This is a genomic window from Plantibacter sp. ME-Dv--P-122b, assembly GCF_030209375.1.
Taxonomy (GTDB): domain Bacteria; phylum Actinomycetota; class Actinomycetes; order Actinomycetales; family Microbacteriaceae; genus Plantibacter.
This window is the reverse complement of the sequence record NZ_JARVSC010000003.1, coordinates 955,043-979,886: the sequence shown is the minus strand read 5'-3', so window position 1 is coordinate 979,886 and position 24,844 is coordinate 955,043. Positions and strand designations below refer to the sequence as shown.

The 24,844-nt window shown below is 69.2% G+C and carries 23 protein-coding genes; 9 read left to right on the top strand and 14 right to left on the bottom strand.

Annotated features, from left to right (window positions below; all coding sequences use genetic code 11):
- Nucleotides 1-4 precede the first annotated feature (4 nt).
- Complete coding sequence (locus QRN19_RS09265) at nt 5-382, bottom strand: bleomycin resistance protein (RefSeq protein ID WP_285026517.1); 378 nt, start codon at nt 380-382, stop codon at nt 5-7.
- A 38-nt stretch (nt 383-420) separates the two neighbouring features.
- A complete protein-coding gene (locus QRN19_RS09260) occupies nt 421-1,257 on the bottom strand; it encodes a dienelactone hydrolase family protein (protein WP_285026515.1) in 837 nt (278 codons plus the stop codon).
- A 166-nt stretch (nt 1,258-1,423) separates the two neighbouring features.
- Here QRN19_RS09260 and QRN19_RS09255 point away from each other — a divergent pair, with 166 nt between their 5' ends.
- Together QRN19_RS09255 and QRN19_RS09250 are read left to right on the top strand one after the other, a co-directional pair.
- Nucleotides 1,424-4,516 carry a lamin tail domain-containing protein gene (locus tag QRN19_RS09255; protein WP_285026513.1) on the top strand — a complete coding sequence of 1,031 codons (3,093 nt, stop codon included), beginning with the start codon at nt 1,424-1,426 and terminating at the stop codon, nt 4,514-4,516.
- A 424-nt stretch (nt 4,517-4,940) separates the two neighbouring features.
- Nucleotides 4,941-5,747: a MerR family transcriptional regulator gene (locus QRN19_RS09250; protein WP_285026512.1), complete on the top strand. Its 807-nt coding sequence runs from the start codon at nt 4,941-4,943 to the stop codon at nt 5,745-5,747.
- Nucleotides 5,748-5,759: 12 nt separating this feature from the next.
- Here the strand turns inward: QRN19_RS09250 and QRN19_RS09245 are convergent, their stop codons facing one another.
- The 8 genes from QRN19_RS09245 to QRN19_RS09210 form a co-directional block, all read right to left on the bottom strand.
- The gene (locus QRN19_RS09245) at nt 5,760-6,644 is read right to left on the bottom strand and encodes a DUF2268 domain-containing putative Zn-dependent protease (RefSeq protein WP_285026511.1); all 885 of its coding nucleotides are present in this window, start codon (nt 6,642-6,644) and stop codon (nt 5,760-5,762) included.
- Between the two features lie 249 nt (nt 6,645-6,893).
- Nucleotides 6,894-7,823 (bottom strand): DMT family transporter, encoded by a 930-nt coding sequence (locus QRN19_RS09240; RefSeq protein WP_285026510.1) that lies wholly within the window; start codon nt 7,821-7,823, stop codon nt 6,894-6,896.
- 98 nt (nt 7,824-7,921) lie between these two features.
- Nucleotides 7,922-8,887: a BadF/BadG/BcrA/BcrD ATPase family protein gene (locus QRN19_RS09235; protein WP_285026509.1), complete on the bottom strand. Its 966-nt coding sequence runs from the start codon at nt 8,885-8,887 to the stop codon at nt 7,922-7,924.
- Nucleotides 8,888-8,889: 2 nt separating this feature from the next.
- On the bottom strand, nt 8,890-10,050 hold the full coding sequence (locus tag QRN19_RS09230; protein WP_285026507.1) for an SIS domain-containing protein: 1,161 nt from the start codon (nt 10,048-10,050) through the stop codon (nt 8,890-8,892).
- A gap of 97 nt (nt 10,051-10,147) precedes the next feature.
- A complete protein-coding gene (locus tag QRN19_RS09225; protein ID WP_079003358.1) occupies nt 10,148-11,044 on the bottom strand; it encodes a carbohydrate ABC transporter permease in 897 nt (298 codons plus the stop codon).
- The gene (locus tag QRN19_RS09220; protein ID WP_285026505.1) at nt 11,044-12,009 is read right to left on the bottom strand and encodes a carbohydrate ABC transporter permease; all 966 of its coding nucleotides are present in this window, start codon (nt 12,007-12,009) and stop codon (nt 11,044-11,046) included. Before QRN19_RS09220 ends, QRN19_RS09225 begins: the two co-directional genes overlap by 1 nt.
- Complete coding sequence (locus QRN19_RS09215) at nt 12,009-13,364, bottom strand: ABC transporter substrate-binding protein (RefSeq protein WP_285026504.1); 1,356 nt, start codon at nt 13,362-13,364, stop codon at nt 12,009-12,011. The genes QRN19_RS09220 and QRN19_RS09215 overlap by 1 nt, the downstream gene beginning before the upstream one ends.
- 62 nt (nt 13,365-13,426) lie before the next feature.
- On the bottom strand, nt 13,427-14,743 hold the full coding sequence (locus QRN19_RS09210) for an alpha-glucosidase/alpha-galactosidase (RefSeq protein ID WP_285026502.1): 1,317 nt from the start codon (nt 14,741-14,743) through the stop codon (nt 13,427-13,429).
- 220 nt (nt 14,744-14,963) lie between these two features.
- On the opposite strand from QRN19_RS09210, the gene QRN19_RS09205 reads away from it, so the two are divergent.
- From QRN19_RS09205 to QRN19_RS09190, 4 genes are all read left to right on the top strand, one after another.
- Nucleotides 14,964-15,716: a DeoR/GlpR family DNA-binding transcription regulator gene (locus QRN19_RS09205; protein WP_285026500.1), complete on the top strand. Its 753-nt coding sequence runs from the start codon at nt 14,964-14,966 to the stop codon at nt 15,714-15,716.
- Nucleotides 15,717-15,930: 214 nt separating this feature from the next.
- The gene (locus QRN19_RS09200) at nt 15,931-16,278 is read left to right on the top strand and encodes a GntR family transcriptional regulator (RefSeq protein WP_137244023.1); all 348 of its coding nucleotides are present in this window, start codon (nt 15,931-15,933) and stop codon (nt 16,276-16,278) included.
- Between the two features lie 81 nt (nt 16,279-16,359).
- A complete protein-coding gene (locus QRN19_RS09195) occupies nt 16,360-17,355 on the top strand; it encodes a hypothetical protein (protein ID WP_285026499.1) in 996 nt (331 codons plus the stop codon).
- A 58-nt stretch (nt 17,356-17,413) separates the two neighbouring features.
- Nucleotides 17,414-18,463, top strand: a complete 1,050-nt coding sequence (locus QRN19_RS09190) for an aldo/keto reductase (RefSeq protein ID WP_285026498.1) — start codon at nt 17,414-17,416, stop codon at nt 18,461-18,463.
- A gap of 30 nt (nt 18,464-18,493) precedes the next feature.
- Here QRN19_RS09190 and QRN19_RS09185 read toward each other — a convergent pair whose 3' ends face one another.
- The 3 genes from QRN19_RS09185 to QRN19_RS09175 all read right to left on the bottom strand — a co-directional run bounded on the left by QRN19_RS09185 (nt 18,494) and on the right by QRN19_RS09175 (nt 20,713).
- The gene (locus tag QRN19_RS09185; protein ID WP_285026496.1) at nt 18,494-19,093 is read right to left on the bottom strand and encodes a hypothetical protein; all 600 of its coding nucleotides are present in this window, start codon (nt 19,091-19,093) and stop codon (nt 18,494-18,496) included.
- Between the two features lie 239 nt (nt 19,094-19,332).
- The gene (locus QRN19_RS09180) at nt 19,333-19,902 is read right to left on the bottom strand and encodes a hypothetical protein (protein WP_285026495.1); all 570 of its coding nucleotides are present in this window, start codon (nt 19,900-19,902) and stop codon (nt 19,333-19,335) included.
- Between the two features lie 220 nt (nt 19,903-20,122).
- The gene (locus QRN19_RS09175; RefSeq protein ID WP_285026493.1) at nt 20,123-20,713 is read right to left on the bottom strand and encodes a TetR/AcrR family transcriptional regulator; all 591 of its coding nucleotides are present in this window, start codon (nt 20,711-20,713) and stop codon (nt 20,123-20,125) included.
- Nucleotides 20,714-20,836: 123 nt separating this feature from the next.
- Here QRN19_RS09175 and QRN19_RS09170 point away from each other — a divergent pair, with 123 nt between their 5' ends.
- The 3 genes from QRN19_RS09170 (at nt 20,837) to QRN19_RS09160 (ending at nt 24,240) form a co-directional block, all read left to right on the top strand.
- Nucleotides 20,837-21,490 carry a TetR/AcrR family transcriptional regulator gene (locus QRN19_RS09170; RefSeq protein ID WP_285026492.1) on the top strand — a complete coding sequence of 218 codons (654 nt, stop codon included), beginning with the start codon at nt 20,837-20,839 and terminating at the stop codon, nt 21,488-21,490.
- A gap of 138 nt (nt 21,491-21,628) precedes the next feature.
- Nucleotides 21,629-23,293, top strand: coding sequence for an MDR family MFS transporter (locus QRN19_RS09165; protein ID WP_285026760.1), 1,665 nt, complete (start codon nt 21,629-21,631; stop codon nt 23,291-23,293).
- A gap of 152 nt (nt 23,294-23,445) precedes the next feature.
- Complete coding sequence (locus QRN19_RS09160; RefSeq protein ID WP_285026490.1) at nt 23,446-24,240, top strand: SDR family NAD(P)-dependent oxidoreductase; 795 nt, start codon at nt 23,446-23,448, stop codon at nt 24,238-24,240.
- 23 nt (nt 24,241-24,263) lie between these two features.
- On the opposite strand, the gene QRN19_RS09155 is transcribed toward QRN19_RS09160, so the two are convergent.
- Nucleotides 24,264-24,839, bottom strand: a complete 576-nt coding sequence (locus tag QRN19_RS09155) for an SRPBCC family protein (RefSeq protein ID WP_285026489.1) — start codon at nt 24,837-24,839, stop codon at nt 24,264-24,266.
- Nucleotides 24,840-24,844 lie beyond the last annotated feature (5 nt).

The following is a 24,844-nucleotide window of genomic DNA, read 5'->3' as shown; positions in this document are numbered from 1 at the left end:
CGGATCAGTCGCGTTGCTCGATGAGGGTGAGCTGCGTGCCGTCCGGGTCGATGAGGAATCCCGCTCGGCGTCCCCACTCCTGCATCCGGACCGGGTGCAGGCGAGGCGCGCCGACGGTCGCCTCGGCGACTCCTGAACGTCGGATGGCGTCGTAGAGCTCGTCGACGTCGGCCACACGCAGGCAGCACATGAAGCCGCTCGATGCCGGGTCGAGGTCGGGTGCCGGGAAGAACTCGAGCTGCAGACCACCGCGGACGAGGATCAGCCAGCCGTCGTCTCGGAACGCGCGCTCGAAGCCGAACGCCGAATAGAACGTCTCCGTCGCGTTGAAGCTGCGGGACGGCAGGTTCGGTGTCGCGCGGTCGTGGCGTGTCGAGGTCATGGAGTCGATGATCGCAGCGTGTCGGCCGGCTGGGAAGATCAGGCCGACGTGGTCGGTGTCGCGAGGCGTTCGCGGAGGAAGGCGACCACGCGCTTGCGTGCCTCGAACGCCGGGTGGCCGTCGCGTTCGCGGACCTCGCCGGTGAGGACCGAGTGGGCGGTCTTCGAGAAACCGGCGGCGTTGCCGGGGGAGGAGTCGAGTTCGATGACCTCGAACGCGTCGCCGAGCTTGGCCGCGATGGTAGCGAAGCGCTCCCGCGGGACGGCCCGATCCTCGCTAAAGCGGAGGCCGAGCGCGCAGACTGAGCCCTGAGCCGCACGGGCTGCGACTGCGTTGAACTCGGCGGCGGACATCCCTGGGTCGATGCGGCGGGCCCGGCTGACGGGGAACGGCGTCGACGGCTGGCTCATGACGGAGGCGAGGACGTGCTCGTCGACGGCGGCAGCGAGCGCGAAACCGCCGGTGAAACACATGCCGATGACGCCGACGCCCGGGCCCGGCGTGCGGGCCGCGAGGTCGGCGGCCAGTGCCCGGACGTGGTCGGCGACGGGTCGGTGGGCACCGGTCGCGAACGCCTTGAACTCCGCGGAGACGCAGACCTTCGTGACGCTCGCGAGCGTGTAGCCGACGGTCGCCTCGTGGCCAGGCGTCCCGAACGGTGAGGGGATCGCGACGGTGAACCCCTCGGCGACGAGGTGCTCCGCCAACCCGAGGACCTCGGGCGTGAGTCCGGGCAGCTCGGGGATGAGCACGACGCCCGGCCCCGACCCCTTCTCGAAGCGGTCGTGCGTGACGCCGCCGCCGGTGAACGGGGTCCGCACCCAGCCGGTGAGGTCTGCGCGCGGAGCGGTGTCGGTGGTCGCGTCGTCGGTCATGGGGTGAGCGTAGTCCTGATCGCTGCGTCGGATCTGCTGGATCGTGGCACGTCCCGCCTGGGAAGCCACCCGCCGTTCACCTCCCGGTCACCGCCGCTCCTCCACCCGGCCACCCCATGCCGATGGGATGGGACACGATCCCCGTCCCTTCGTGCCCTGGAGACCCATGCCCCGCCTCAACCGCGTGTTGACGATGACCGCCGCGTGCGCCATCGCTGCAACCGCACTCATCGCGACGCCCGCCGCCGCCATCGCCGCCCCAGCGCCGGGGCTCCAGATCAACGAGGTCGAGTCCACCGACGGCGTCCCCGGCGACTGGATCGAGTTCACCAACACCGCAACGACCGCCGTCACCCTCGACGGCTGGGTCGTGAAGGACAACAAGGACGACAAGCCCTACGCCTTCCCGGCCGGCACCGTCGTCGAGCCCGGCGCGTTCCTCGTCATCGACGACACCCAGTTCGGCTTCGGTCTCGGCAAGGACGACTCGGTCCGCCTGTTCGACGCGACCGCGGCGATCGCCGACGAGTACTCGTGGACCGCACACGCGCCGGTCACCTACGGCGTCACCGCCGACCGCGCCGGCTGGGCCGAGACCACCGAGTCGACGAAGGGCGCCGCGAACGTCTTCACCGCACCCGAGGTTCCCGAGACCGACGGTGAGATCCGCATCAACGAGATCGACTCGCAGCCATCCGACTGGGTCGAGTTCTTCAACCCCGGCACGACGGCGCTCGACATCTCGCGCTACGAGATCCGCGACAACTCCGACGACCACCGCTGGCAGTTCCTGCCCGGCACGTCCATCGCCCCCGGCGAGTTCCTCGTGGTCGACGAAGCGACGATCGGCCTGGTCGGCGGCACCGAGACGCAGGGCGCGTTCCGCGACCCGATCGGCATCGGCAGCGCCGACGAGATCCGCCTGTTCGACGCGACCGGCGCGCTCATCGACCGCTCGGGAACGTGGAGCGGCCACGCGGCCATCGACGGTGACTTCATCGCCGCGACGCTCGCCCGCTGCCCCGACGGTGAAGGCGACTTCACGCTCGCACGCATCACCAAGGGTGCCGCGAACGACTGCGTCCTCCCGAACGTCGCGATCAACGAGGTCGAATCCGACAAGGACACGACCGACTGGGTCGAGATCGTCAACCTCGAGGCGACCGCGCTGGATATCTCCGGCTGGACGCTCATGGACAACGACCCGGTGGGCCACGCCGCCGACACGACCCCGCTGCCCGCTGGCACGATCCTCGAGCCGGGCGCCTACTTCGTCTTCGATCAGAACGTGAACTTCGCGTTCGGGCTCGGCAACGGCGACACCACCACCGTGCGGAACGCCGCCGGCGCGACGGTCGCCGAGTACACCTACGCGGCCCACGCGGACGGCGTCTTCGCGCGCTGCCCCGACGGCACGGGCGAGTTCGTCGACACCGCCGTCTCCACCAAGGGCCTGCGTAACGCCTGCGGCAACCCGGTGCGCATCAACGAGGTCGAGTCCGACGGCGGATCGCCCGACGACTGGATCGAGCTCGTCAACCCGACGACCGCCGCGCTCGACGTCTCCGGCATCGTCGTGAAGGACGACGACGACACCCACACCTACGCCATCCCCACCGGCACGAGCATCGCGGCCGGCGGCTACCTCGTCATCGAGCGCGCAGCCCTCGGCTTCGGGCTCGGCGGCGGTGACACGGTCCGTCTCTTCGAGGGCGACGCACTGCTCGACTCGACCACCTGGGGCGAGGGCCACCCGGCCACGACCTGGGGACGCTGCCCAGACGCGACCGGCGCCTTCGCAGCGACCGCTGAGAGCACCAAGGGTGCGGCCAACGTGTGCGCCGGTGAGATCCCGGTCGGCCCGTGGCCCGGTTCGCCAGACGTCACGGTGCTCGACACCAAGCCGATGTTCCTCGAGGACAGCTCAGGCCTCGACACCCAGGTCACCGCCGACGGCGCGTTCCTCTGGGCCGTCGACAACGGCACCGGCTCCTTCTGGAAGCTCGCGATCGCCGCAGACGGTTCGGTCTCCTTCGCCGACGGTTGGGAGAAGGGCAAGCGCGCCCGCTTCCAGAAGGACGCGTCGAACCCGTCCGCAGCCGGCCCCGACACCGAGGGCATCACCGTCGACGGCGCAGGTTCCGTCTATGTCGGTGTCGAGCGCGACAACAGTGTGAAGGGCACGACGCTCAACGCCGTGCTCAAGGTCGACCCGAACGCGCCCGGCCCCGACGTCGTCGCGTCGCAGGAGTGGGACCTCACGGCCCTGTTGCCGACGGTCGGCGCGAACCTGGGTGTCGAGGCCGTCGAGTGGGTGGCCGACGGCGACCTCGCCGGCAAGCTCTTCGACGACAACACGAAGGCGACGTACGACCCGGCGAACTACGCGGGCCACGGCGACGGACTGTTCTTCGTCGGCGTCGAGGACACCGGCGACGTGTACGCGTTCGCGCTGAACGCCGACGGCTCGGCCACGCTGATCTCGACCATCGACCCGGGCCTCCCGGCGGTCATGGCGCTCGACTACGACACGACACTCGGCGTGCTGTGGGCCGTGTGCGATGACGGCTGCGCGGGCACCGGCGCGCAGATCACGTTGAACGGGACCGAGCAGCCGGGGATCGCCCAGGTCGAGCGTCCGGCGGGCCTGCCCAACCTCAACAACGAGGGCTTCGCGACCGCGCCGGCCTCGCTGTCGGTCGACGGCAAGCGTCCCGTGTACTGGTTCGCCGACGGCTACGCTTCCGAGGCCCTGCGTCTCGGGTCGCTGCCCGGCACGACCACGCCGCCTGTGACGCCGCCGACCGGTGGGGTCACGCCGCTACCCGGGACGAGCCTGACCGAGGCCAACCGTGGTGCGATCACGCTCGCCGACACGGTGAAGCGGGGCGAGACCGTGACGGTCGGCCTCGAGGACCGCTTCGCTGCGACGGACGTCGAGGTGTGGCTGTACTCGACGCCGGCGCGGATCGCCACCGGCACGACGAACGCCGCCGGTGACCTGCTGGCGACGATCCCGGCCGACGCGACGCTAGGCGACCACCGCGTCGCGGTCTACGCGGCGGACGGCTCGCTCATCGGCTGGACCGAGGTGCGGATCGTCGCGGCCGACGGCACGAGCGTCGACGGTTCGGCGTCGGGTGGGGCGCTCGCGACGACGGGCGCCGAGCTGCCGTTCGGCACGATCGGTGCGGGAGTCCTGCTGGTCCTCCTCGGTGGAGTCCTCGTCGCGATGCGTGCGCGTCGCCGGGCGGTCTGACCGACTGAACATCCGACGGCCCCGGGAGCACACTGCTCCCGGGGCCGTCCGCGTCACCGGTCGGGCTCGCCCGGTGTGTGGTGGTGGTGCCAGCGCGGTGCGCTGACGTGAGCGCGGGTCTGGCGCGTGGGCGCGGGTCTCCGGAGGGGTGCGCTCGCGCGGGTGGGGTGCGCCCGGGCCGGGAGGCGCACGCTCGCGTCGAGTAGGGCGCGCTCGCGCCAGCGCACCGCGCTGGCGAGTTCGGTACCGGTGTCACCGCGGTGCGCTGGGGCTGAGCGCGGGTCTGGCGCGTGGGCGCGGGTCTCCGGAGGGGCGCGCTCGCGTGTGTGGGGTGCGCCCACGCCGGGTCGGACGCATTCGCGTCAGCGCACCGCGCTGGCAGCAGGCAGCGGACCGAGGGCTGGCCGGGTGCGATGCTGGGTGGATGGACGAGCACGGGAGGACCGAGGGTGGCGTGACCGTCGGTCGGGCGGCGGCCGAGATCGGGGTCAGCGTGCGGACGCTGCACCACTGGGACGAGCTCGGGGTCGCGACACCGTCGGGGAGGACGAACAGTGGCTACCGCTCGTACCTGCCCGTCGACATCGCCCGCCTCCGCCGGGTCGTCCTCCTGCGTGACCTCGGGGTCCCGCTCGCTCGCATCTCCGCCCTGCTCAGCGCACCGGCCGTCGAACGACGCGCTGAGCTCACGCAGCGCCGGCGCGAACTCGGCGACACCATCGAACGACTCGAAGCAGTCGCCCGGTCCGTCGACCGCCTGATCGAAGCCGATGAGCTCGGCGTGCTCGTCCCCGAGGACGAGCTCGAAGCGGTGTTCGGCGACGAATGGAACCCCACGATGGCCGAGACCGCTCGCGCCCGCTGGGGCGACTCCGCACAGTGGGCCGAGTACGCCGAGCGGTCCGCGACGCGCACATCGGACGACTGGCGTGCGCTCGTCGGGCCCCTGCGCGACCTGGTCGACGAACTCGCCGAGGCCAAGCGCGCCGGTGTCCTCGCCGGAAGCGCATCGGCGAACACCCTCGCCGAACGGCATCGCGCCGCCCTCAGCGAGTACTTCCACTGCACGCCGTCGATGCACGTGATCATCGGTCGCCTCGCCCTCACGGAGCCCGGCATGGCCGACACCTACGACCGGATCGAGCCCGGCCTCGCCGAGTGGCTGTCGAACATCATCGACGCCAACGCGCGCAGCCACGGCGTGGACCCCGAGAACGCCGTCTGGGAGTGAGCGCGACCCGCCTCAGCCCAGCTCGCGCAACCCGACCTCGATGACCGTCGCGCTCGGGACGTGCAGCGCCTCGGCGGCGGTCGTCTCCGTCGCCGACAGGTAGGCGTCCACCAGTCGGTTGCCGGCCGCGTACCCGGCACCCATCGGCAGACCGACCGGCTCGCCCCCGTACCGCAGCGCGGCTTCGTCGCCGTGCACCCACGAGACGAAGTGCTGCATTCCTCCGACGTCGAGACCCTCGACGACCCGATCGAACACCGCGTCGTCGTCGAGGTGCGCGACACCGATCGGCGTGTAGCCGGACGACCCGTACATCTGCCGGGCGAACGCGTCCGCGAGCCCCTCCGACACCACCTGCTCACCGACCACGACGGTCGCCGGATCCCACACCACCCCGCCCGGCGCGTATCGCAGATTGTGGTTGAGTTCGTGGACGGCGGACGCCTCGAGACGCGCGAGGTTCTCCTCCGTCGGCCAGAGGATGAGCGAGATGAACCCGGTCGCGCTGCCGTTGCCGATGAATCCGCGGATCGACTCCATGAAGTAGGTGTCGTCGGGGTCGCCGAGGACGAGCAGGACGGTGATGTCGGGGATCACGAGGGTCGGCACCGCCGCGAGCTGGGTGGCGACCGCCGCGTCGAGCGCCCGTGAGATCCGTCCCCACGCGTCCGCCGCGACGAGCCGGTCGAGGCCGTCTACGACCCGATCTCGGCTCCGATCGATCGGGAAACCCGAGCCCATCGTGTGCATGGCGAGCAGGTCGACCTCGCCCGGGAAGTACCGGTACATGTCGGCGACGGGCTCGAGCATGGCGCGGAGTCGCGCTGGTCGTTCGGCTTCCGATGCATCGAGGACGGAACGCATGCTGCTGGCGGTGTCGAGGATCGTGATCGTCATGGTGACGACGCTAAAGCCTCACGCCGCGTGAGGGTCAAGCTTCCACGAGGCCCGTGCTCGCGCCAGAGCGGTGCGCTGGCGCGAGCGACTCACACTCGGTAGGAGCACACCCCACCCGGCCCGAGCGCACCCGATGCGGCGTGAGCGCGCCCCGCACGGTCGAGCGCGGGTCTCCGGAGACCCGCGCTCGAGGCTATGCACCGCGCTCACGTCAGCGCACCGCGCTGGCACCAACCGGGTGGGGAGGTGTCAGCGGTTCGCGGTCGCCCGCGCACCGTCGCAGAGGGCCGGAGGGACGGCTTCGCCGCGTCGCTCGTCGCTGTAGACCATGAGTGTCGAACCGATGAGCGCCAGCACGATCGCGATGGTGCCGAAGATGCTCGGCAGGGTCTGGTAGACGACGAGCGAGACGAGGATGGTGAGCACCGGCGCGAGCGCGTTGGTCGTCGGCGCCACGACGGACGCCTTCCCGCGGCTGAGCGCCATCACGAGGAACAGGGCACCGACCGCGTTCAACAGCTGCGTGCCCGCCGTCAGCACCGGCGCCTGCCACGGTGCGTCGAGCGGGAGCCCGCCCATCGCGATGATCGCGAACGGCGTGAGGATGAGGCCACTGATCGCCATCCAGGAGAAGGTCGTCGCATCGTTCACGCCGATCGTCGCGGCCTTGCGCATGAAGAACGCCTGGACGCCCCAAGCGATGCTCACGAGGATCGCGATGATCAGCCACGGCCCTGACGCACCCTCGGCGGACCCGCTCGACACACTGAAGAGCACGATCGCCGCGAGTGCCGCGACGAGCCCGACGATCGCGACCGCATTGAGCCGCTCACGCAGCAGGATGACGGCCATGATGACGGTGATCGCCGGGGAGATCGAGATGATCGGGAAGATCAGGTAAGCCGGGCCGGTCGACAGGGCGTTGAACAACAGGAGCTGCCCGCCGGCGCCGGTGAGCCCGATCAGCAGTCCGTAGACGGCGGCTCGTGGCCGACGGTCGAAGGTCTGCCCGCGCAGCGCGAACACGGCGGGGATGATCATCACGACCGCCCAGATGACGTAGACCATCTCGTCCGGGTAGCCGTAGAGCGTGATGGGGAGCGAGGAGAACGCTCCCCAGACGCCCCAGAACAGCACCAACAGTCCGGCATACAACATCCAACTCTGGGTCTTCTTCACGATGGTCTTCCTTGACTACTGATTCGGGCAGGAGTGTGCACCCCGACGGTCGCCGGGGTGATGGTGATGGCGTCCGCGGATGCGGGCGGGGTCGAGAGTCAGCGGGAACCCAGGCGGCCCAGGGCCGCCTCGGCCAGTGGCGAGCCGTGCTGCTTCGCCGCGTACAGGGCGGCGCCCACCGCGGGCCCGAACATCGGGACGCGGAGTTCGTACGCCGGTGGCAGCGTGTGGAGCGCCTGCTCGAAGCCGAGCCGGATCGCGTCCGCCGTGAACATGCCGCCGGAGTAGGACACCGGGACGACCTCGTCGTCCAGGAAGCCGAGCGCGACGCGGGTCGCCTCCACGATCTCGACCAGCTCCCCGCTCGCCTCCCGCAGGATGGTCGACGACGCCTCGTCACCGTGGCCGGCGGCGTCGACGACCGTCTTGGAGAGGTCGGCGATCAACGCCCGCTGCCCCTTCCACTCGTTGACCACGACGTCGATCACGTCGAGATCGCTCGTGATCCCGACCCGCGCCTTCATGAGGTCGTAGAGCGGCCCGCGCGGCAGGCGGCCGTCGCTCATCCGCGTGAACGCGTTCAAGCCCCGGGCGGCGATCCAGTACGCCGACCCCTCGTCGCCGAACAGCTCGCTCCAGCCGCCGACCCGGTGCCCGCGGCCACGGCGCTCGCCGTAGGTCATCGAACCGGTCCCGCTGATGACGTTGATGCCGTCGACGGCGCCGAGCGATCCGGCCCACCCGCACACCATGTCGTTGTCGCACGAGTACCGCCCGTGGCCGAGCACCTCGCCGGGGATCGCGTTCAGTCGGTCGAGGTCGGAACTGACCTCGCCGTATCCCGGCAGGCCGAGGAACGCCTGATCGATGTGGGACGCCTCGACCCCCGCCCGCGCCGTGACCGCCGCCACGCCCTCGGTGAGGATCCGACCGACGAGCTCGATGCCGTCATCGAAGTAGTAGCAGCTGGCCGTCTGTGCCTCGGCGACGATGTGTCCGCCGTCGTCGAGGAGCACGAACGCGGTCTTCGAGCCGCCGCCGTCCACGCCGAGGAAGAGTGACACGCCTACCGCTCCTCGGGTGCGGTGCCCGCTGCGCCGGAGGTCACCGGGTGGATCCGGACCCCCTGCACGACGCGGTTCACCGTGCCGCTCGGGAACGGGTTGTCGGGGGTCGCACCGAGCTGGAGCGAATACGACAGGCCGAGCAGCTGGGCCACGAGCACGTAGCCGATCGCGAGCTGCGCGTCGTCGAGGCCGGCGAGCTCGGGCAGCACCCAGTCGTACGTCGTGGCATCGGCGACCGGCTCGGAGGAGATCGCGATCACGCGCTCCGGCGACAGCGTCGCGCGCAGTTCGGCGACAATGTCGAGGTCGTAGCGCCGTGTGTACGGGTCGGACGACAGGTAGACGACGACGAGCGTGCTGTCGTCGACGACCGCTTTTGGTCCGTGACGGAACCCGAGCGCCGAGTCGTAGTAGGTGACGATCCGTCCGGCGGTCAGCTCGAGCAGCTTGAGCGCCGACTCGCGTGCCAGCCCGGTGAGCGGGCCGCTGCCGATGTAGACGACGCGTTCGCACCCCTCGTTGGCGAGCGCGCGGATGTCCACCTCGCGCTGGTCGAGGATCGTCGTCGCTCCGGCCGCGAGCGCCTGCACCGCGGCCTCGTCGCCGCCGCCGAGGATGAGGAGCACCGAGAGCAGCATCGAACTGAAACTCGAGGTCATCGCGAAGCCCTCGTCGTTCGACCGCAGGGGCATGAGGACGGTGAGGGACGACGCGCGGTCGTGGTGGCGTCGGTACAACTCGCCGGTCTCGTCGCACGTGATCACCAGGTGGTGCACCTCGGCGAGCGACTGGTCGGCGAGTTCCGTCGCAGCCACGCTCTCCGGGCTGTTGCCGGAGCGCGCGAACGACACGAGGAGCAGCGGGACGTCCTCGGCGAACGACTCCCGCGGGTTGGAGACGATGTCGGTGGTCGCGACCGCGTCGATCCGGCGACGGAGCGTACGGGTCAGCGCGGGCGCGGCGATTTCGCCGATGAAGGCCGAGGTCCCCGCCCCGGTCAGGACGATGCGCAGCTCGGGCCGTGCCAGGAGCGGCGCGAGGAACGCGTCGATCTCCTCGCGGCGGGCGGCGATCCCCGTCGACGCCTCGAGCCAGACGTCGGGCTGCTGGGTGATCTCGCGGACGGTGGCTTCCGAACCGACGATGGTGGTGATGGACACGGGTTGCTCCTGGGGTGGGTCGAGGTGATGAGGGGGAGTTGCGATGATTCGGTGACGCGCGGCGATGGACGTGATCCTGCCACGCCGGGATCGGTGCCTACCCCTTGAGGCCTGAGAAGGTCATGGTCGCCACGAACTGCTTCTGGGCGAAGAGGAAGAACACGATGAGCGGGAGCGTGGCGACGACGTTGCCCGCCATGAGGAGTGCCCAGTCGGTGCGGCGCGCGCCCTGGAAGTTCGTGATGCCGAGCTGCAGCGTGAAGGCCTGGTCGTTGTTGATCGCGATGAGCGGCCAGACGAGGTCGTTCCACGAGCCCAGCAGGGTGAAGATCGCGAGCGTCGCCAGGGCCGGCTTCGCGAGCGGCAGGATGACCCGGAAGAACACCTGCAGGCGGGTGCAGCCGTCGATGAGTGCGGCCTCCTCGAGCTCCGCCGGCAGCGACAGGAAGAACTGCCGCATGAGGAAGATGCCGAACGCGGACGCCAGCCATGGCACGATCGCCGCGCCGAGGCTGTCGATGAGCCCGATCCGGGAGAACAGGATGTAGGTCGGGATCATGAGCAGCTGCGTCGGGATCATGATCGTCGCGACGATCATGAGGAAGCCCATCGTCTTGCCGCGGAACTTCAGGCGCGCGAACCCGTAGCCGGCGAGCGAGCAGAGCACGAGGTGGGACAGGACCGCGACCGTCGACACGATGACGGTATTGCCGAGCCAGAGCAGGATGTTCGATTCGGAGAAGAGCTTCGCGAACCCGTCGAAGGTGATGTGCGACGGAAGGATGCGGGGCGGGTAGGTGTTGATCTCCGACTCCGGCGTCACCGAGGTGATGAACATCTGCACGAACGGGATCGCGAAGATGATCGCGATCGGCGCGAGCACGAGGTGCCAGGGGCTGAAGCGTCGACGCGTGCGTCGCTCGGCGGGCGGAGCGGTCACGGACGGCTTGCCGGTGGCGGCGTCGCCTCGGGGCGGGGTGGTTAGGACGGTCATCAGAATGCCTCCACGTTGGAACGGCGGGAGTAGAGGACCACACCGATCGTTGCGATGAGCGTCACCACGAACAGCCCGTAGGCGACCGCGGAGCCGTACCCGAACTGCAACTGCTTGAATGCCGCGTCCCAGAGGTAGAACACGATCGTCTGGGTGGCGCCGAGCGGGCCGCCCCTGGTGGTGGTGTACACGAGGTCGAACAGCTGGATCGCCTGGATGAACTGCCAGATGGCGACGAACACGGTGACCGGCCCGAGCTGCGGGAAGGTGATGCGCCAGAACGACTGCCAGGCGTTCGCGCCGTCGATCCGGGCGGCCTCGAGCAGTTCGGCGGGGATGTCCTGCAGGGCCGCCAGGTAGATGACGGTCGTGAACGCGGCCTGGCCCCAGAGCGACATGATCGTGATGACCACCATCGCCTGCCCCTGGTCTTCGAGCCAGCCCTGCGCCGGGAGCCCGAGGAACCGGAACACGGTGTTGAGGAGGCCGAACTGCGGGTTGAAGAGGTACGTCGTGAGGATGCCGGTCGCGGCTGCGGAGGCGACGAAGGGGACGAAGATCGCGGTGCGGTAGACGCCGATGAAACGGATCCGGCGGTTGAGCGCGACGGCGAGGAACAGGCCGAGTCCGAGCGACGCCGGGACGAAGAGGAGCGTGTAGACGACCGTGTGCACGACGGCCGCCTGCAGCTCGTCGTTGCCGATCATGCTGGCGTAGTTCTCCAGCCCGACCTGCTCCGGCTCGCTGAACCCGTCCCACTTCTGGAGCGACAGGAAGAACGCCCAGATCGCGGGGAAGATCGACAGGCCCAGCACGATGAGCATCGCCGGGGCGACGAAGCCCCACCCGGTGAGGTTGTCGCGGAACCGTCGTCCAGAACGGCGGGGCCGGGCCGGAGCGCGCTCGGCACGCTCCGGCTTCGCCTCCGTCGATGGACGTGTGTCGCGTCCGGCGACCGTAGACATCAGTCCTCCGCCAGGGCGTCGTCGGCCGTCTTCGCGGCGTCCTCGAGCGCTTGCTTCGGGTCGCCCTGGCCCTGCAACACCGAGGAGATCGCCTTCCCGATCGCCTCCGAGAGGCCGACGTAACCGGGTACCGTCGGACGGGCCTGCTTGGCGTTGACGCCGTTCTCGGCCATCACGTCGAGGCCGGGCAGCTGAGCCACCTGCGCCTGGAACTCGGGGGTGTCGATCTCGCTCGAGCGCAGCGGGAGGTTGCCGTAGGCGACGTTCCACTTGAGGTCCTGCTCCGAATCGGTGAGCCACTTCGTGAACTCGTACGCCCAGTACTCGCGGTTCTTGTCCTTGTGGTCGAAGAGCGCCCACACGTCGGGGCCGGAGACCGTCTGGTGGTCGCCGTCGGTGCCGGGGAGCACGGTGACGCCGTACTTCGTGCCCTTCGTCTGCAGCGTCGACAGCTGCCACGGACCGGAGGTGATCATGCCGATGCGGTCGCTGGCAAAGAGGTCACCGAACTTCGTGTCGGTCTGGTCGAGGTAGACGCTCTTGTCGTCGACCGCCATGTCGCGGAGGAAGGTGAGTGCGTCGACGCCCGCATCCGAGGCGAACTCGGCCGTCTTGGTGTCGTCGGAGATGATCGACCCGCCGTTCTGCCAGAGGTGCGGCCAGAACTGCCAGGTCGTCTCCTCACTGCCCGACACCGAATACGCGTAGCCGTAGGTGTTCGTCGCCGGGTCGGTGAGCTGCTTCGACGCCTCGCGGAAGTCGTCCCACGTCCAGTCGGCCGTCGGGTAGGCGACGCCGGCCGCGTCGAACACGGTCGTGTTGTACAGGAGCGAGATGTTGTCGACCACGGCGGGGAAGCCGATCGTCTTCTCGCCGGTCGGCTGCACCGTCTTGCGGGCCGCCTCGGAGAACTCGTCCCACTTGACGTCGGGCTCGGCCACCTGGTCGGTGATGTCGAGGGTGCGGCCGGACGCCTCGAGCCGGCTCGCCCAGGAGCCGAAGGCATAGGAGACGTCGGGGTAGTTGCCGCCCGCGAAGCTCGCGGACAGCTTCTGCAGGAGATCCTCCGTGGACGGCGCGCCCGAGGAGACGTCGATGGTCACGTTGGGGTGCAGCTTCTCGAAGTCGTCGACGAGACCGGTGAGGATCTGCTGGGCGGCATCGGCCTGCCCGGTCCAGAAGGTGAGCTTCACCTTCGCGTCCTTGTCGAGCGTCGTGGCACCGGAGGACCCGCCGGCGCAACCGGAGAGCGCGAGCGCTCCGACGGCGAGGACGGCGGTCGCGGTGATGAGGCGACGTGCGCGGCGGGCGTGGGGTGAGGTGGAAGCGTGGATCGTGGAACGGGGTGGGAACATCGGTGGTCGTCTCCTGTGTCGATCGTTCGGGAACGGTGCGGGTCTGCAGTGCTTCGGGTCGGTCAGATGCGGTCGGCGGGGATGATCTCCCGCAGTGGCTCCGGCAGCAGCTCGCCGTGCGCGGCGACGAGGTCGTTGCACAGCTCCCAGATCTGCTCGGGCGTGAGGGTGGACGAGGCGTTGGGGTCCATGAGGACCGCCTGCCGGATGAGGGTCGGGTTGCCGGTGCGCGCGGCCTCGATGGTGAGTTCCGCGACGGAGACGTACGGCCGGTTGAGCGCGGCGCACTGGACGGGCAGAGCACCCATGGCCTGCGGGGCGATGCCGTTCCCGTCGACCTGGACCGGAACCTCGACGACGGCGCCCTGCGGCAGGTTGTCGATAAGGCCGCGGTTGACGACGTTCCCGTGGATGAGTCGCGGGGTGTCGGTCACGAGGGAGTGGATGAGCTGCGGGGCGTACTCGCTCGCCTCGTCCTCGAGCGTCAGCGGGGTCCCGGCGGCGAGGGCGGCCTTCGTCGCCTCGAACTCCGCGACGTTCTCCTCGCTGATGCCGAGGTACTCGAGCGGCTGGAGGCGGAAGCGCTCGATCTGCTCGGGGGAGCGGAGGAACCACGACAGGTACTCGGACGAGTGCTCGCTCGTCTCGGTGGGGTAGTAGCCGATGCGGCGGAACATCTCGACGCGCACACGGCGGCTGAGTTCCGGATCTTCGCGGATGCGGTCGCGCAGGGCGGGGTAGAGGTCGCGGCCCTCGTGGGTCCACTCGAGGAGCCACGACTGGTGGTTGACCCCGGCGGCGCGATAGCTCGTGCCCTCGATCGGCACGCCGACGAGCTCGCAGAGGTCGTTGACCGTCCAGAACACGCTGTGGCAGAGGCCGATCGCGCTGATGTCGGGGGCGACGACCGACGCCCACCAGATGTTCATCGCCATCGGGTTGGTGTAGTTGAGGAGATGGGCGTCGGGGCAGATCTCCCGCATGTCGGCGGTCAGTGCCGAGAGCAGCGGGAAGGTGCGGAGGGCACGGAAGACGCCGCCGACGCCGGTGGTGTCGCCGATGGTCTGCAGGAGGCCGCGGGCTGCGGGGATCTCGAGGTCGGAGACGGTCGCGCGGATGCCGCCGACCTGGACCATGTTGATCACGAAGTCCGCGCCGGCGAGGGCGCGACGGCGATCGGACTCCGCCGTGATCGTCGCGCGGCCGTCGAGGCGCTCGTCGACGTGGCGGGCGGTGCCCTCGGCCACCGCGAGGCGTTCGGGGTCGATGTCGTGCAGGACGATCTCGAGGCCAGCGAGGTCGCGGTAACGCAGGAGGTCGGCGATGAGTTGGCGGGTGAAGACGACGCTGCCCGCCCCGATGAAAGTCACTCGTGTCATGCAGTGATCATCGACTACAGTGATCGAACCGAGCAAGAACTTGATCGGAAATCGACTCAAATGCTCACTTTCGCTGAGCACCTGGAGCGGGGAGTCGCGAGTATGCCGACCGAGGCGTCGCGAGTCGGTCGATCGGGCACGGAGGACGGAGGCAGTGATGCGGGCACCGACGGCGGCAGAACTGTCCCGACACGCGCCGTCGGGGAAGCGTAGCCAGCGGATGCGCGACATCCTCGCGCTGCTCGCCGTCGACGATGTCGTGGTTTCGATCGACGAGCTCACTGAGCGGCTCCAGGTCTCGGCGCCGACGATCCGGCGCGACCTCGCAGACCTCGACGACCTCGGTCTCGTTCTCCGCACCCACGGCGGTGCTCGGGCGATCGAGGCGCGCGACGAGGTGCCTGTCCGGTTTCGCGATACCCAGTTCCGTGAGGCGAAGCGGCGGATCGCGATGCGGGTGGCGGAGATGATCCCGGCGGGGCCGTACGCGATCGCCTTAAGTGGCGGCACGACGACTGCTGCGGTCGCGAAAGAGCTGACGAACCGGTCGGAGCTCACGATCGTGACGAACTCGCTCACGACGGCGACCGAGATCGCCTCCCGGCCGAACCTGCAGGTGATCATGACCGGCGGACTGGTGCGATCGACGTCGTTCGAGGCGGTGGGGGCGCTCGCCGAGAGCACCTTCAGTGCGATCAACGTGGGTACCGCGATCCTCGGGACCGACGGCATCAGCGCCCAGGGCGGTGCGACGACGCACGACGAGCGTGAGGCGCGGACGAACCTGGCGATGGTGTCGCATGCCCAGCGGGTGGTCGTGGTGGCCGACGGCTCGAAGGTCGGGAGGGTCACGCTCGCGCGCATGGCCGAGTTGGGGCAGATCCACGACCTCGTGACCGACTCGTCCGCCGACCCCGACGAGCTCGAGCGCCTGGCGGCCGCGGACATCGCGGTGCACGTCGTCGCCCTCTGACCTGCCCCGCTCCTTACCCGGTGGGTTGTGCCAGCGCGGTGCGCTGACGCGAGCGCGGGTCTGCGACGTGAGCGCGGGCCTCCGGAGGGGCGCGCTCGCGGTTGCGGGGTGCGCCCACGCCGAGTGGCGCACACTCTCGTCAGCGCACCGCGCCGACCCTCAACCCCACAGATGTCGCAGGCACAGACGGCATTGTTCTAGTACCATTGCAAACATGTTGTTCCGCGTCGATCCCACCTCTGCGGTCTCGCTCGCCGAGCAGATCGCGGTGCAGGTACGCTCCGGCATCGCGACGGGCGCGCTGGCACCTGGGGAGCGCCTCCCGCCTGCCCGCGACCTCGCCCGCGCGCTGCAGATCAACATGCACACCGTCCTCCGTGCCTACGGCGAGCTCCGCGACGACGGCCTCATCGGGATGCGACAGGGCCGCGGCGCGTGGGTCAACGAGGATGCAGCACCGGGCCTCGTCCGGGTCAACGAACTCGTCGCCCAGCTCGTCACCGAAGCGCGCAAGTTCGGGATATCGCCGACGGACCTCAGCCGGATGATCGAACGCACCTGACGGGCTCCGGCGCCCACCTCGCGACCCACGTCGGTCGACGACACTCACGATCGGACCACCTCAGCAGCTCAGGGGGAGCACATGCACGACACCACCACCACACCGCCACCGGCAGCACCAGCGCGCGGACGGATCGTCCTCGCCGGCCTCGCCATGGCCGTCCCGGCGATCACGATCGCACTCACCCGGCTCGTCTGGGGCGATGCGCTCCCGGTCGACGTCGCCTCGCACTGGTCGGGCACCGGGGCGCCGGACGACTCTCAACCCACCGCGGGTGTCTTCCTCGTGACCCTGGTCATCGCGTCCGTCGCCGCCGTCGCGGCCGTCATCCTGCTCGCCCTGGGGAAGCCCGAGATGCGCACCAAGCGCATGGTCATCCTGATCCTCGGCATCGCCGCGGGATCGGCCGCCGCCGTGTGGATCATCCCGACGTGGCTCACCCTGCAGGCGGGATCGGTCGACGGTGCCGTCCTCGGATGGTGGATCGTCCCGCTCGCCGCATGCTCGCTCTGGGGCGTGATCCCCGCCGTGATCCTGCCGGCTCAGCCGCTGCTCGCCGGTGCAGCTGCACGACCGGCGCCGATGGACCTCGGCGAGACCGAGGTCGGTGCCTGGAGTCGAAGCGTCACGGCCCTCATGTTCCTCTGGCTCACGCTCGCCCTCGTCGTGATCGGCGCCGTCGCCTACACGCCGATCCTGCTGGGTGGCGAGTCGGCCGTCGCGATGTTCGGTCTGTCGGTCCTCGCCGTCGCGACCCTGTTGTGTGCCTCGTTCATCCGGCTCCGGATCAGCGTCGACTGGCGCGGCCTCCGCGTCGTCTCGCTCTTCGGTATCCCGATGAAGCGTGTCCCGCTCGACCAGGTCGACGTCGTCGAGGCCACCGACATCCGCCCGATGGACTGGGGTGGCTGGGGCTACCGGATCATGCCCGGCCGCTCGGCTGTCGTGCTGCGCTCCGGGCCCGGACTCGTCGTCACGAGCACCTCGGGCAAGCAGTTCGCGATCACGATCCACGACCCCGAGGAACCCGCCGCGCTCCTGCAGGCGCTCGCCGCCCGAGCCGGTTCGCGCGTCTGACGTTGCACCGCGTGACGAACCGGAGGTCGAACCTGTCGTAAAGCCGTACGGTGAATCCATGAGCGAAGCACCCCTGGCCACCGAGTCGTCCACGATCGCACCATCCACGACCACCATCGGCGTGGGCGACACCGCTGCGGAGGTCGGCGCCATCGGCTACGGCGCGATGTCCATCGCGGGTACCTACGGCGCGATCGCCGATGCCGATGTCACCACGATCCTCGACGCCACCCTGGCGAGCGGCGTGAACCTCATCGACACGGCGAATGTCTACGGCGACGGCCGGAGCGAGGAACTCCTCGGCCGGTACCTCGCGGGGCGCCGCGAAGACGTCTTCCTGGCGTCCAAGGTGGGCATCGTCACCGGCGGCGGCATCGGCAAGCGGGGGATCCGAGGCGACCGCGCCCACCTCCACGAGCAGATCGACGGGACGCTCACCCGCCTCGGCACCGACCACCTCGACCTCTACTACCAGCATCGCGTCGACCCGGATATCCCGATCGAGGAGACCGTGGGGGCGCTCGCCGAACTGGTGGCCGCCGGCAAGGTCCGCCGCATCGGGCTCTCAGAGGCGACCGGCGATGAACTCCGACGAGCCCACGCCGTTCACCCGATCGCCGCCATCCAGTCCGAGTGGAGCATCGTCAGCCGCGACATCGAGACCCACGTGGTCCCGACGGCGGCGGAGCTCGGCGTGACGGTCGTCGCGTTCTCGCCGCTGTCGCGCGGGCTGTTCACCGAGGACTTCACGGCCGAGACGGTTCCGTTGGGCGGGACGCGCGCCAACTTCCCGCGCTTCCAGCCCGAGCACCTCGCGGCGAACCTCGAACTCGCGGCCCGGTTCCGCACGCTCGCCCACCGCTTCGGGACGACGGCGGAGGCGCTCGCGCTCGCCTGGGTGCACGACCGAGGACAGCAGCTCGGCGCACGGGTCGTCTCGATCCCCGGCACCCGGAGCGTCGCGCACCTGCACGCGAACCTCGAGGCGTTCCAGGTGGAGCTGACGGATGATATCCGAGCCGAGATCGACACCTACGCCGACCAGGTGAGCGGTCCGCGCGCCGCCGACCCGAACTGGGTGTCGGGCGGACGAGAAGGGCTCATCTGATCGGGACCGACCTCGAGCACGGTTCCGGGTTCAGCAGCCGATGGCTGGTTTGCCGGGGCGGCAGGGTTTGTCGACGCCGACGGTCGAGTTGCGGACGATCTGGACCGTGTGGGGTTCTTCGGTCGGGATCGACAGGGTTCCGACGACGGGGAGCCACCCGCTGTCGCCGATGCGGTACTCGGCGGCGTACTCGACCTCGGCGGTGATGGTCTTGGTTCCGACCGTCGTGTAGCGGTGGCTCGTCGCGGTCTTGGAGAACTCCGCGAGTCCGAGGGAGGCCCAGCTGGATCCACCGGTCCGGGTGGTGGTCGTGTCGCCGTCGCCGTAGTCGAAGGTGAAGCCGACGGGGATGAAATTCACCTCCGCGACCTGGCCCAACAGGGTGCCGGTGCGGGTATGTCCGGAGGCGGCGGCGATGACGTTGGTGTGGAGCCCGCGGACACCCCAGGCGGCGGGTTCGGTCGTGACGGTCGGTGCGGCGGGTGCGAAGCTGGCGACGTCGCGGATCGTGACCGGGGCGGCCGGTGCTACTCCGAGGTCGGTGCCGAGATCGCCGGGCGTGAAGGTGTAGCACTCGTCGGGGCGCATGAGGCTGCAGACCGTCCGCTCACCGTTGGGCCCGTCGGTCACCCCGGGCGGCAACTCGGCCGAACCTCCGCCGTCGCTGCTGTCTCCGCCCGTTCCGCCACCGGAGCCACCGCCTCCACCTGAGCCGGGCTGCTCGATACTGTCGCCGATGTCGACCGAGCCGCTACCGACACATGCGCCTTCCAGCTGGCCCTCCGAACCGCATGAGGTAGCGAACGCAGCGCTCCCGGGTGCGAGTGCCATCGCAACGAGTAAGGCTGTCGCGGCCGCGAGTGCGCATTTCAGATTTCGCATGATTCTCCTTCGGCGCTTACGTCATGGGCTAGAAGGACATAGTCGGATTGCCCCTTGCCACCCACTCCCACGTCGTACGCCCAAGTGCGGGTCCGCGGGCGGTCGGGTCGTACCGTCGAGTTACCCGCAGCGTCAAGGACATCGACAGGGGTGAGATCGATACATGACTTCGCCTTCGCGATGACACCCAGGGAGTCAGGAGCTGGATACCACTCTGAGAGACGCGTCGAGACGAGTGCCGGTGCGCCCACAAGAGTCTTTCCCGCAGTAGCGAGTTCGATCAGGCTGCCGTGCTCGAACTCGGCCAAATCCTCTCCGACGATGACGTCGATTCGATCAACGTCGACACCCCCTTCGACGAGGATTGTGTTCGAGATCCGCATGAACTCCTGATACGTCTCGGTCACCGCCGCCAGGGCCTGCTCCTCGTTTTCGAAGACCGGCGGAGTGCTACTCGGAGGGGGAGCCGGCTCGACGTCAGTGCACGCGGTGAGGGCGAGGAGTCCCACTGCTAGCGCGAGCGTGGAGAGGGTTCGAGGTGAGGAGATCGTTGACATTCCTCGACGCTACGGGCGGTCGAAGAGGTCACCCGGGTTATCCACAGAGCAGATATGCCTACACCGACATATGTCGCGCATGAGGCCGTTGTGCCAGCGCGGTGCGCTGACGTGAGCGCGCCCCGGGGGACGTGGGCGCGGGTCTCCGGAGGGGCGCGCTCACGTCGCTGACCCGCGCTCGCCTCAGCGCACCGCGCTGGCGTCAGGCCCGGGCCCAGGGTCAGGCGCGGCCGAGCCACCAGGCAGGGGAAGCAGCGATGACCGTGCGGGCCGCAGCGTCGATGTCATCGAGGTCGCCGGATCGCAGCCACTCCTCGATCGCCGCGACCGTGCCGGCGCCGGCGTAGGCCACGAGCATGCGCACGTGTCGCTCCGGCATGATGCCGTCCTCGCGCGGAGGGGCGATGTGCGGGTGGCGTTCGAGGTGGTGCGCGAGTGCCTGCTCGATCCGCTCGGTGAGGGCGTCGCGCAGGGGTCCGATGAGCCGCGGGTGCATTGCGTTCCGGTAGATCGTCGCGTGCTCCGCGACGTGGCGCAGGAGGTCGCGCTCCGAATCGTCGAAGACGCTCAGTGTCGAGTCACTGTGCGCCGGGAGATCGGCGTGCGCGCTGAGCGTCTCGTCCAGTTCCTCACCGAGCACGGCCGCGAGCAGGTGGACTGGCGTCGCGGCGTGACGGTAGAAGGTGTCGCGGGTGATCCCCGCGACCCGGGACACCTCCGCCACGGTCACCTGATCGATGCGCTTCGCCGCCGCGAGGGTGTGGATCGCGTCGCGGAGGGCACTGCGTGTTCGTGCCTGACGGGGGTCCATGCGTTCACTCTAGTGAGCGCCCGTCGAGCGATCCGAACAACAACGTTGCACCACGGATTGGAAAGTGCAATACTGCACTTCGTGATGCAGAGTGCAACTTCGACGAATCGACTGTCCGATCGGATGGCCGCCACCGCCGCGCGTCTGACGACCGTGTCTCGTCGGCTCACGGCCACCCAGGGCCTCAACGGCTTCACGATCGAGGAACTCTGCGAGGAGGTCGGCGTCTCGCGCCGCACCTTCTTCAACTACTTCCCGAGCAAGGAGGACGCGGTCCTCGGCATCGACGAGACCGAGGAGAGCGAACGGTTCGCCACCGAGTTCCTCGCCCTCGGTTCGCGGGGGTGGCGCGCCGTGCTCGACGACTTCATGCTCATCGCGGCCGCCCATGCGGAGCGGTCCGGGTTCGGCCTTGCCGAGCACGTCGACTTCCACGCCGCCCTCGAGCGCGAACCCAAACTGCTGGTCCGGTTCATGGGCCTCAACCGCGAACGCGAGCAACTGCTCGTCGAGCTGATCGCCGTGCGTGAAGGGGTCCCCGCGGACGACCCGCGTGCCCGCGCCTGCGCCGATCTCTTCGGGATGGCGATCAAGACGACGATGGCGCGCGTCTTCGGCAGCGGCGTCGCCGACCTCGGCCCGGGCGGTGAGTTCGACATCGTCGGATCCATCCGCGACTGCCTGGCGACGTATCGCACCATTCTCGAGCCCGACGACCCCGAGCCCGACGACCCCGAGCCCGACGACACCGAGTCAGCCGGTCCCGCTCCCGCCTGACGTGTCGACACCATGCGCTGAGACCGCCCCAGCGCCGCAGCGCCCACCGCCGCCGCGCCCCAGAACCCCCACACGAATCCCCACTCCCCGAAAGGACCTCCCGTGACCGCCGCCACCGCCGCACCCACCGAGGGCCCGATGCTGCTCACCAAGCGCCGTATCTGGATCATCTTCGCCGCCCTCATCGCGGGCATGCTGCTCTCCAGCCTCGACCAGACGATCGTCTCCACCGCCATGCCGACGATCGTCGGACAGCTGGGCGGCGTCGATCACCAGGTCTGGCTCACCACCGCCTACCTCTTGGCGACCACGATCGTCATGCCCGTCTACGGCAAGTTCGGTGACGTCCTCGGCCGTCGTCGCCTCTTCCTCGTCGCGATCGCCCTGTTCACGATCGCCTCCGTCGGCTGTGCGTTCGCGGGCGACTTCACGCAGCTCATCGTCTGGCGTGCCGTCCAGGGCCTCGGTGGCGGTGGCCTCATGATCCTGTCGCAGGCGATCATCGCCGACATCGTGCCCGCCTCCGAGCGCGGCAAGTACCTCGGGCCGCTCGGCGCGGTGTTCGGTCTCTCCGCCGTCGGTGGGCCGCTCCTCGGTGGCTTCTTCGTCGATCACCTCACCTGGCAGTGGGCGTTCTACATCAACATCCCGGTCGGTATCGCGGCCTTCGCGATCGCGTTCTTCACCCTGAAGCTGCCGAACAAGCAGGCGACCGCGCCGATCGACCTCCTCGGCGTGATCTTCCTCTCGGCGTTCACCACCTGCCTCATCTTCTTCACCGACTTCGGTGGCGACGCCGCTCACGGTTGGGGTGCCATCGAGACCTGGATGTTCGGCATCGGCATGCTGCTCGCGGCGCTGCTCTTCGTCATCACCGAGGCGCGCGCTAAGGACCCAATCATCCCGCTGTCGCTCTTCAAGAACCCGACGTTCATCAACGCGACCGCGATCGGCCTCACCCTCGGGCTCGGCATGTTCTCGGCGATCGGTTTCGTGCCGACCTTCCTGCAGATGTCGTCCGGCACCTCGGCAGCTGCATCGGGCCTCCTCATGATCCCGATGATGGTCGGCCTCATCGGCACCTCGATCGTCTCGGGGAACCTGATCACCAGGACCGGTCGCTACCGGATGTTCCCGGTCATCGGCACGCTCGTCACCGCCGCCTCCATGGTCGCGTTCACGACGCTCACGGCGGACACCCCGATCTGGCTGATCTGCGTCTTCCTGCTCTTCTTCGGCGCCGGTCTCGGCCTGATCATGCAGGTCGTCGTGCTCGTCGCGCAGAACTCGGTGGACGCGTCGATGGTCGGAACCGCGACCAGCACGAACAACTACTTCCGCGAGGTCGGGGCGTCGCTCGGTGTCGCCGTGTTCGGCACGATCTTCACCACGCGGCTCACCGCGAACCTCACGGACGTGTTCGCGAGTTCGGGAGCCAGCGCGGGTGACGCCTCCAACGCGGCGGCGACGATCGATCCGCAGACGCTCAGCCAGCTTGCGCCGGGCATCCGCGACGGTGTCGTGACTGCCTACGCCGACGCTCTGGCCCCGGTGTTCTGGTACCTGCTGCCGTTCATCGGTGCGGCCTTCCTGCTGTCGTTGTTCCTCAAGCAGATCCCGCTGTCCGACGTCGCCGGGCTCGTCGCCCGCGGTGAGGCCATCGGCGGGGACGAGGCGGAGTCACTCGAGGCTGCAGCGCGCGGCAAGGTGCCTGCTTCGACCGCCGGGGCGCCCTCGTTTGACGGAGCCTCGACCGACGACGGTGAGCTGGCGGACGCCGATCGCGAGCAGTCACCGCGGTAGCATTCGCCCCTGCCTGACGCCGGCCCTGGGACACACCGTCCCGGGGCCGGCGTCGTCATGCTGAGGGCCGGCTAGAACTATCTGACATGTGACTTATAGATGCGTATGCTGGAGGTGCTCGCCAGAGCCGGCGAGCAGAATGGAGCCGCATCATGTCGAATGAATCCATCCAGGGCCGGTTCGCCGGCAAGGTCGCGATCGTCACCGGGGGCGTGTCCGGCATCGGGGCGAAGATCACCGAACGGCTGGTCACCGAGGGTGCCTCGGTCGTCGTCGCGGACATCAACGCCGAGCTGATCGCGAGCGCCGCCGAGACCTTCGGCGATCGGGTGTGGGGTCGGCGCACCGACGTCACCGATGAGGCGGACTTCTCCGCGTTGGTCGCCGAGACCGTCGAACGCTTCGGCACGCTCGACACGCTCTTCAACGTCGCCGGTGGATCACGCGCCGGGACGATCACCGACATCTCCTTCAAGGACTGGGACTTCACGGTCCGGCTGAACCTCTACAGCGCCTTCAACGGCACCCGGCTCGCCGCCCGTCAGTTCCTCGCCGAGGAAAAGGACGGGTCGATCGTCAACATCGCTTCGCTCAACTCGCTCGTCCCCATGCACTTCGGTGTCGGTTACACGGCGTCGAAGGCCGGCGCGGTCATGTTGACCAAACAGGCGGCCCTCGAGCTCGGTGAGCACGGCATCCGCGTGAACGCCGTGTCGCCAGGTCTCGTCGCGACGCCGTTGACGAAGTCGCTGACCGACATCCCCGGTGTGCAGGCCGCGTACGACGAGCGCATACCGCTCCGTCGTGCCGCTGCGCCGGAGGAGATCGCCGCAGCCGCCCTGTTCCTCGCGAGCGACGACGCGTCGTACATCTCGGGCGACAACCTGGTCGTCGACGGCGCCTGGCAGACCACCGGGTACCCGGACCTGCGACCGTTCATGAGCTGACCGATCTCGGGTGGGGTCGACGGCTAGCCCTTCGGGGAGACGACCTTGATGCGGGAGTGACCCGAGGGGCCGCCGGTCGACTCGATGTAGGTCTTGAACGCCTCGAGCGTCCCGCGGACGACCCGTCCGGCGAGCCCGAGTGCCGCAGCGGTCCGCTCCACCGCGGACACCGGCTTCCAGTGCACCGTGACGTCCACGCGGGTCTGCTGCTTGTCGATCGCGTCGAAGGTGGCGTCGCCACTGAACCAGACGTCGCCCTCGATGGTGCGCCAGACCAGACGCTCCTCGGGGAGCTGCTCCAGGATCTCGACGAGGAACTGCCGCGAGAGTTTGCTGATCGCAACGGTCCAGCGACTGTAGACCTCGCCGGTCAGCTTCACCTCGCGCACAGCCGGCAAGAACTCCGGGTACGCCTCGAAGTCGACCCACTGCTTGTAGACGGCGGCGAGGGGGAGGTCGACGACGATGCTGTGCTGCACGGTGGACACGCCGTCCTCCACCGCGCGGATTCGCTTGGTCTGCTCCTCGCCCTGCTGGCCGGGCGTCGTCTCGTCGTCCATCTCGGCTGCTCCGTCGCCGCGTCGGGTCAGACGGGCCATCCAGT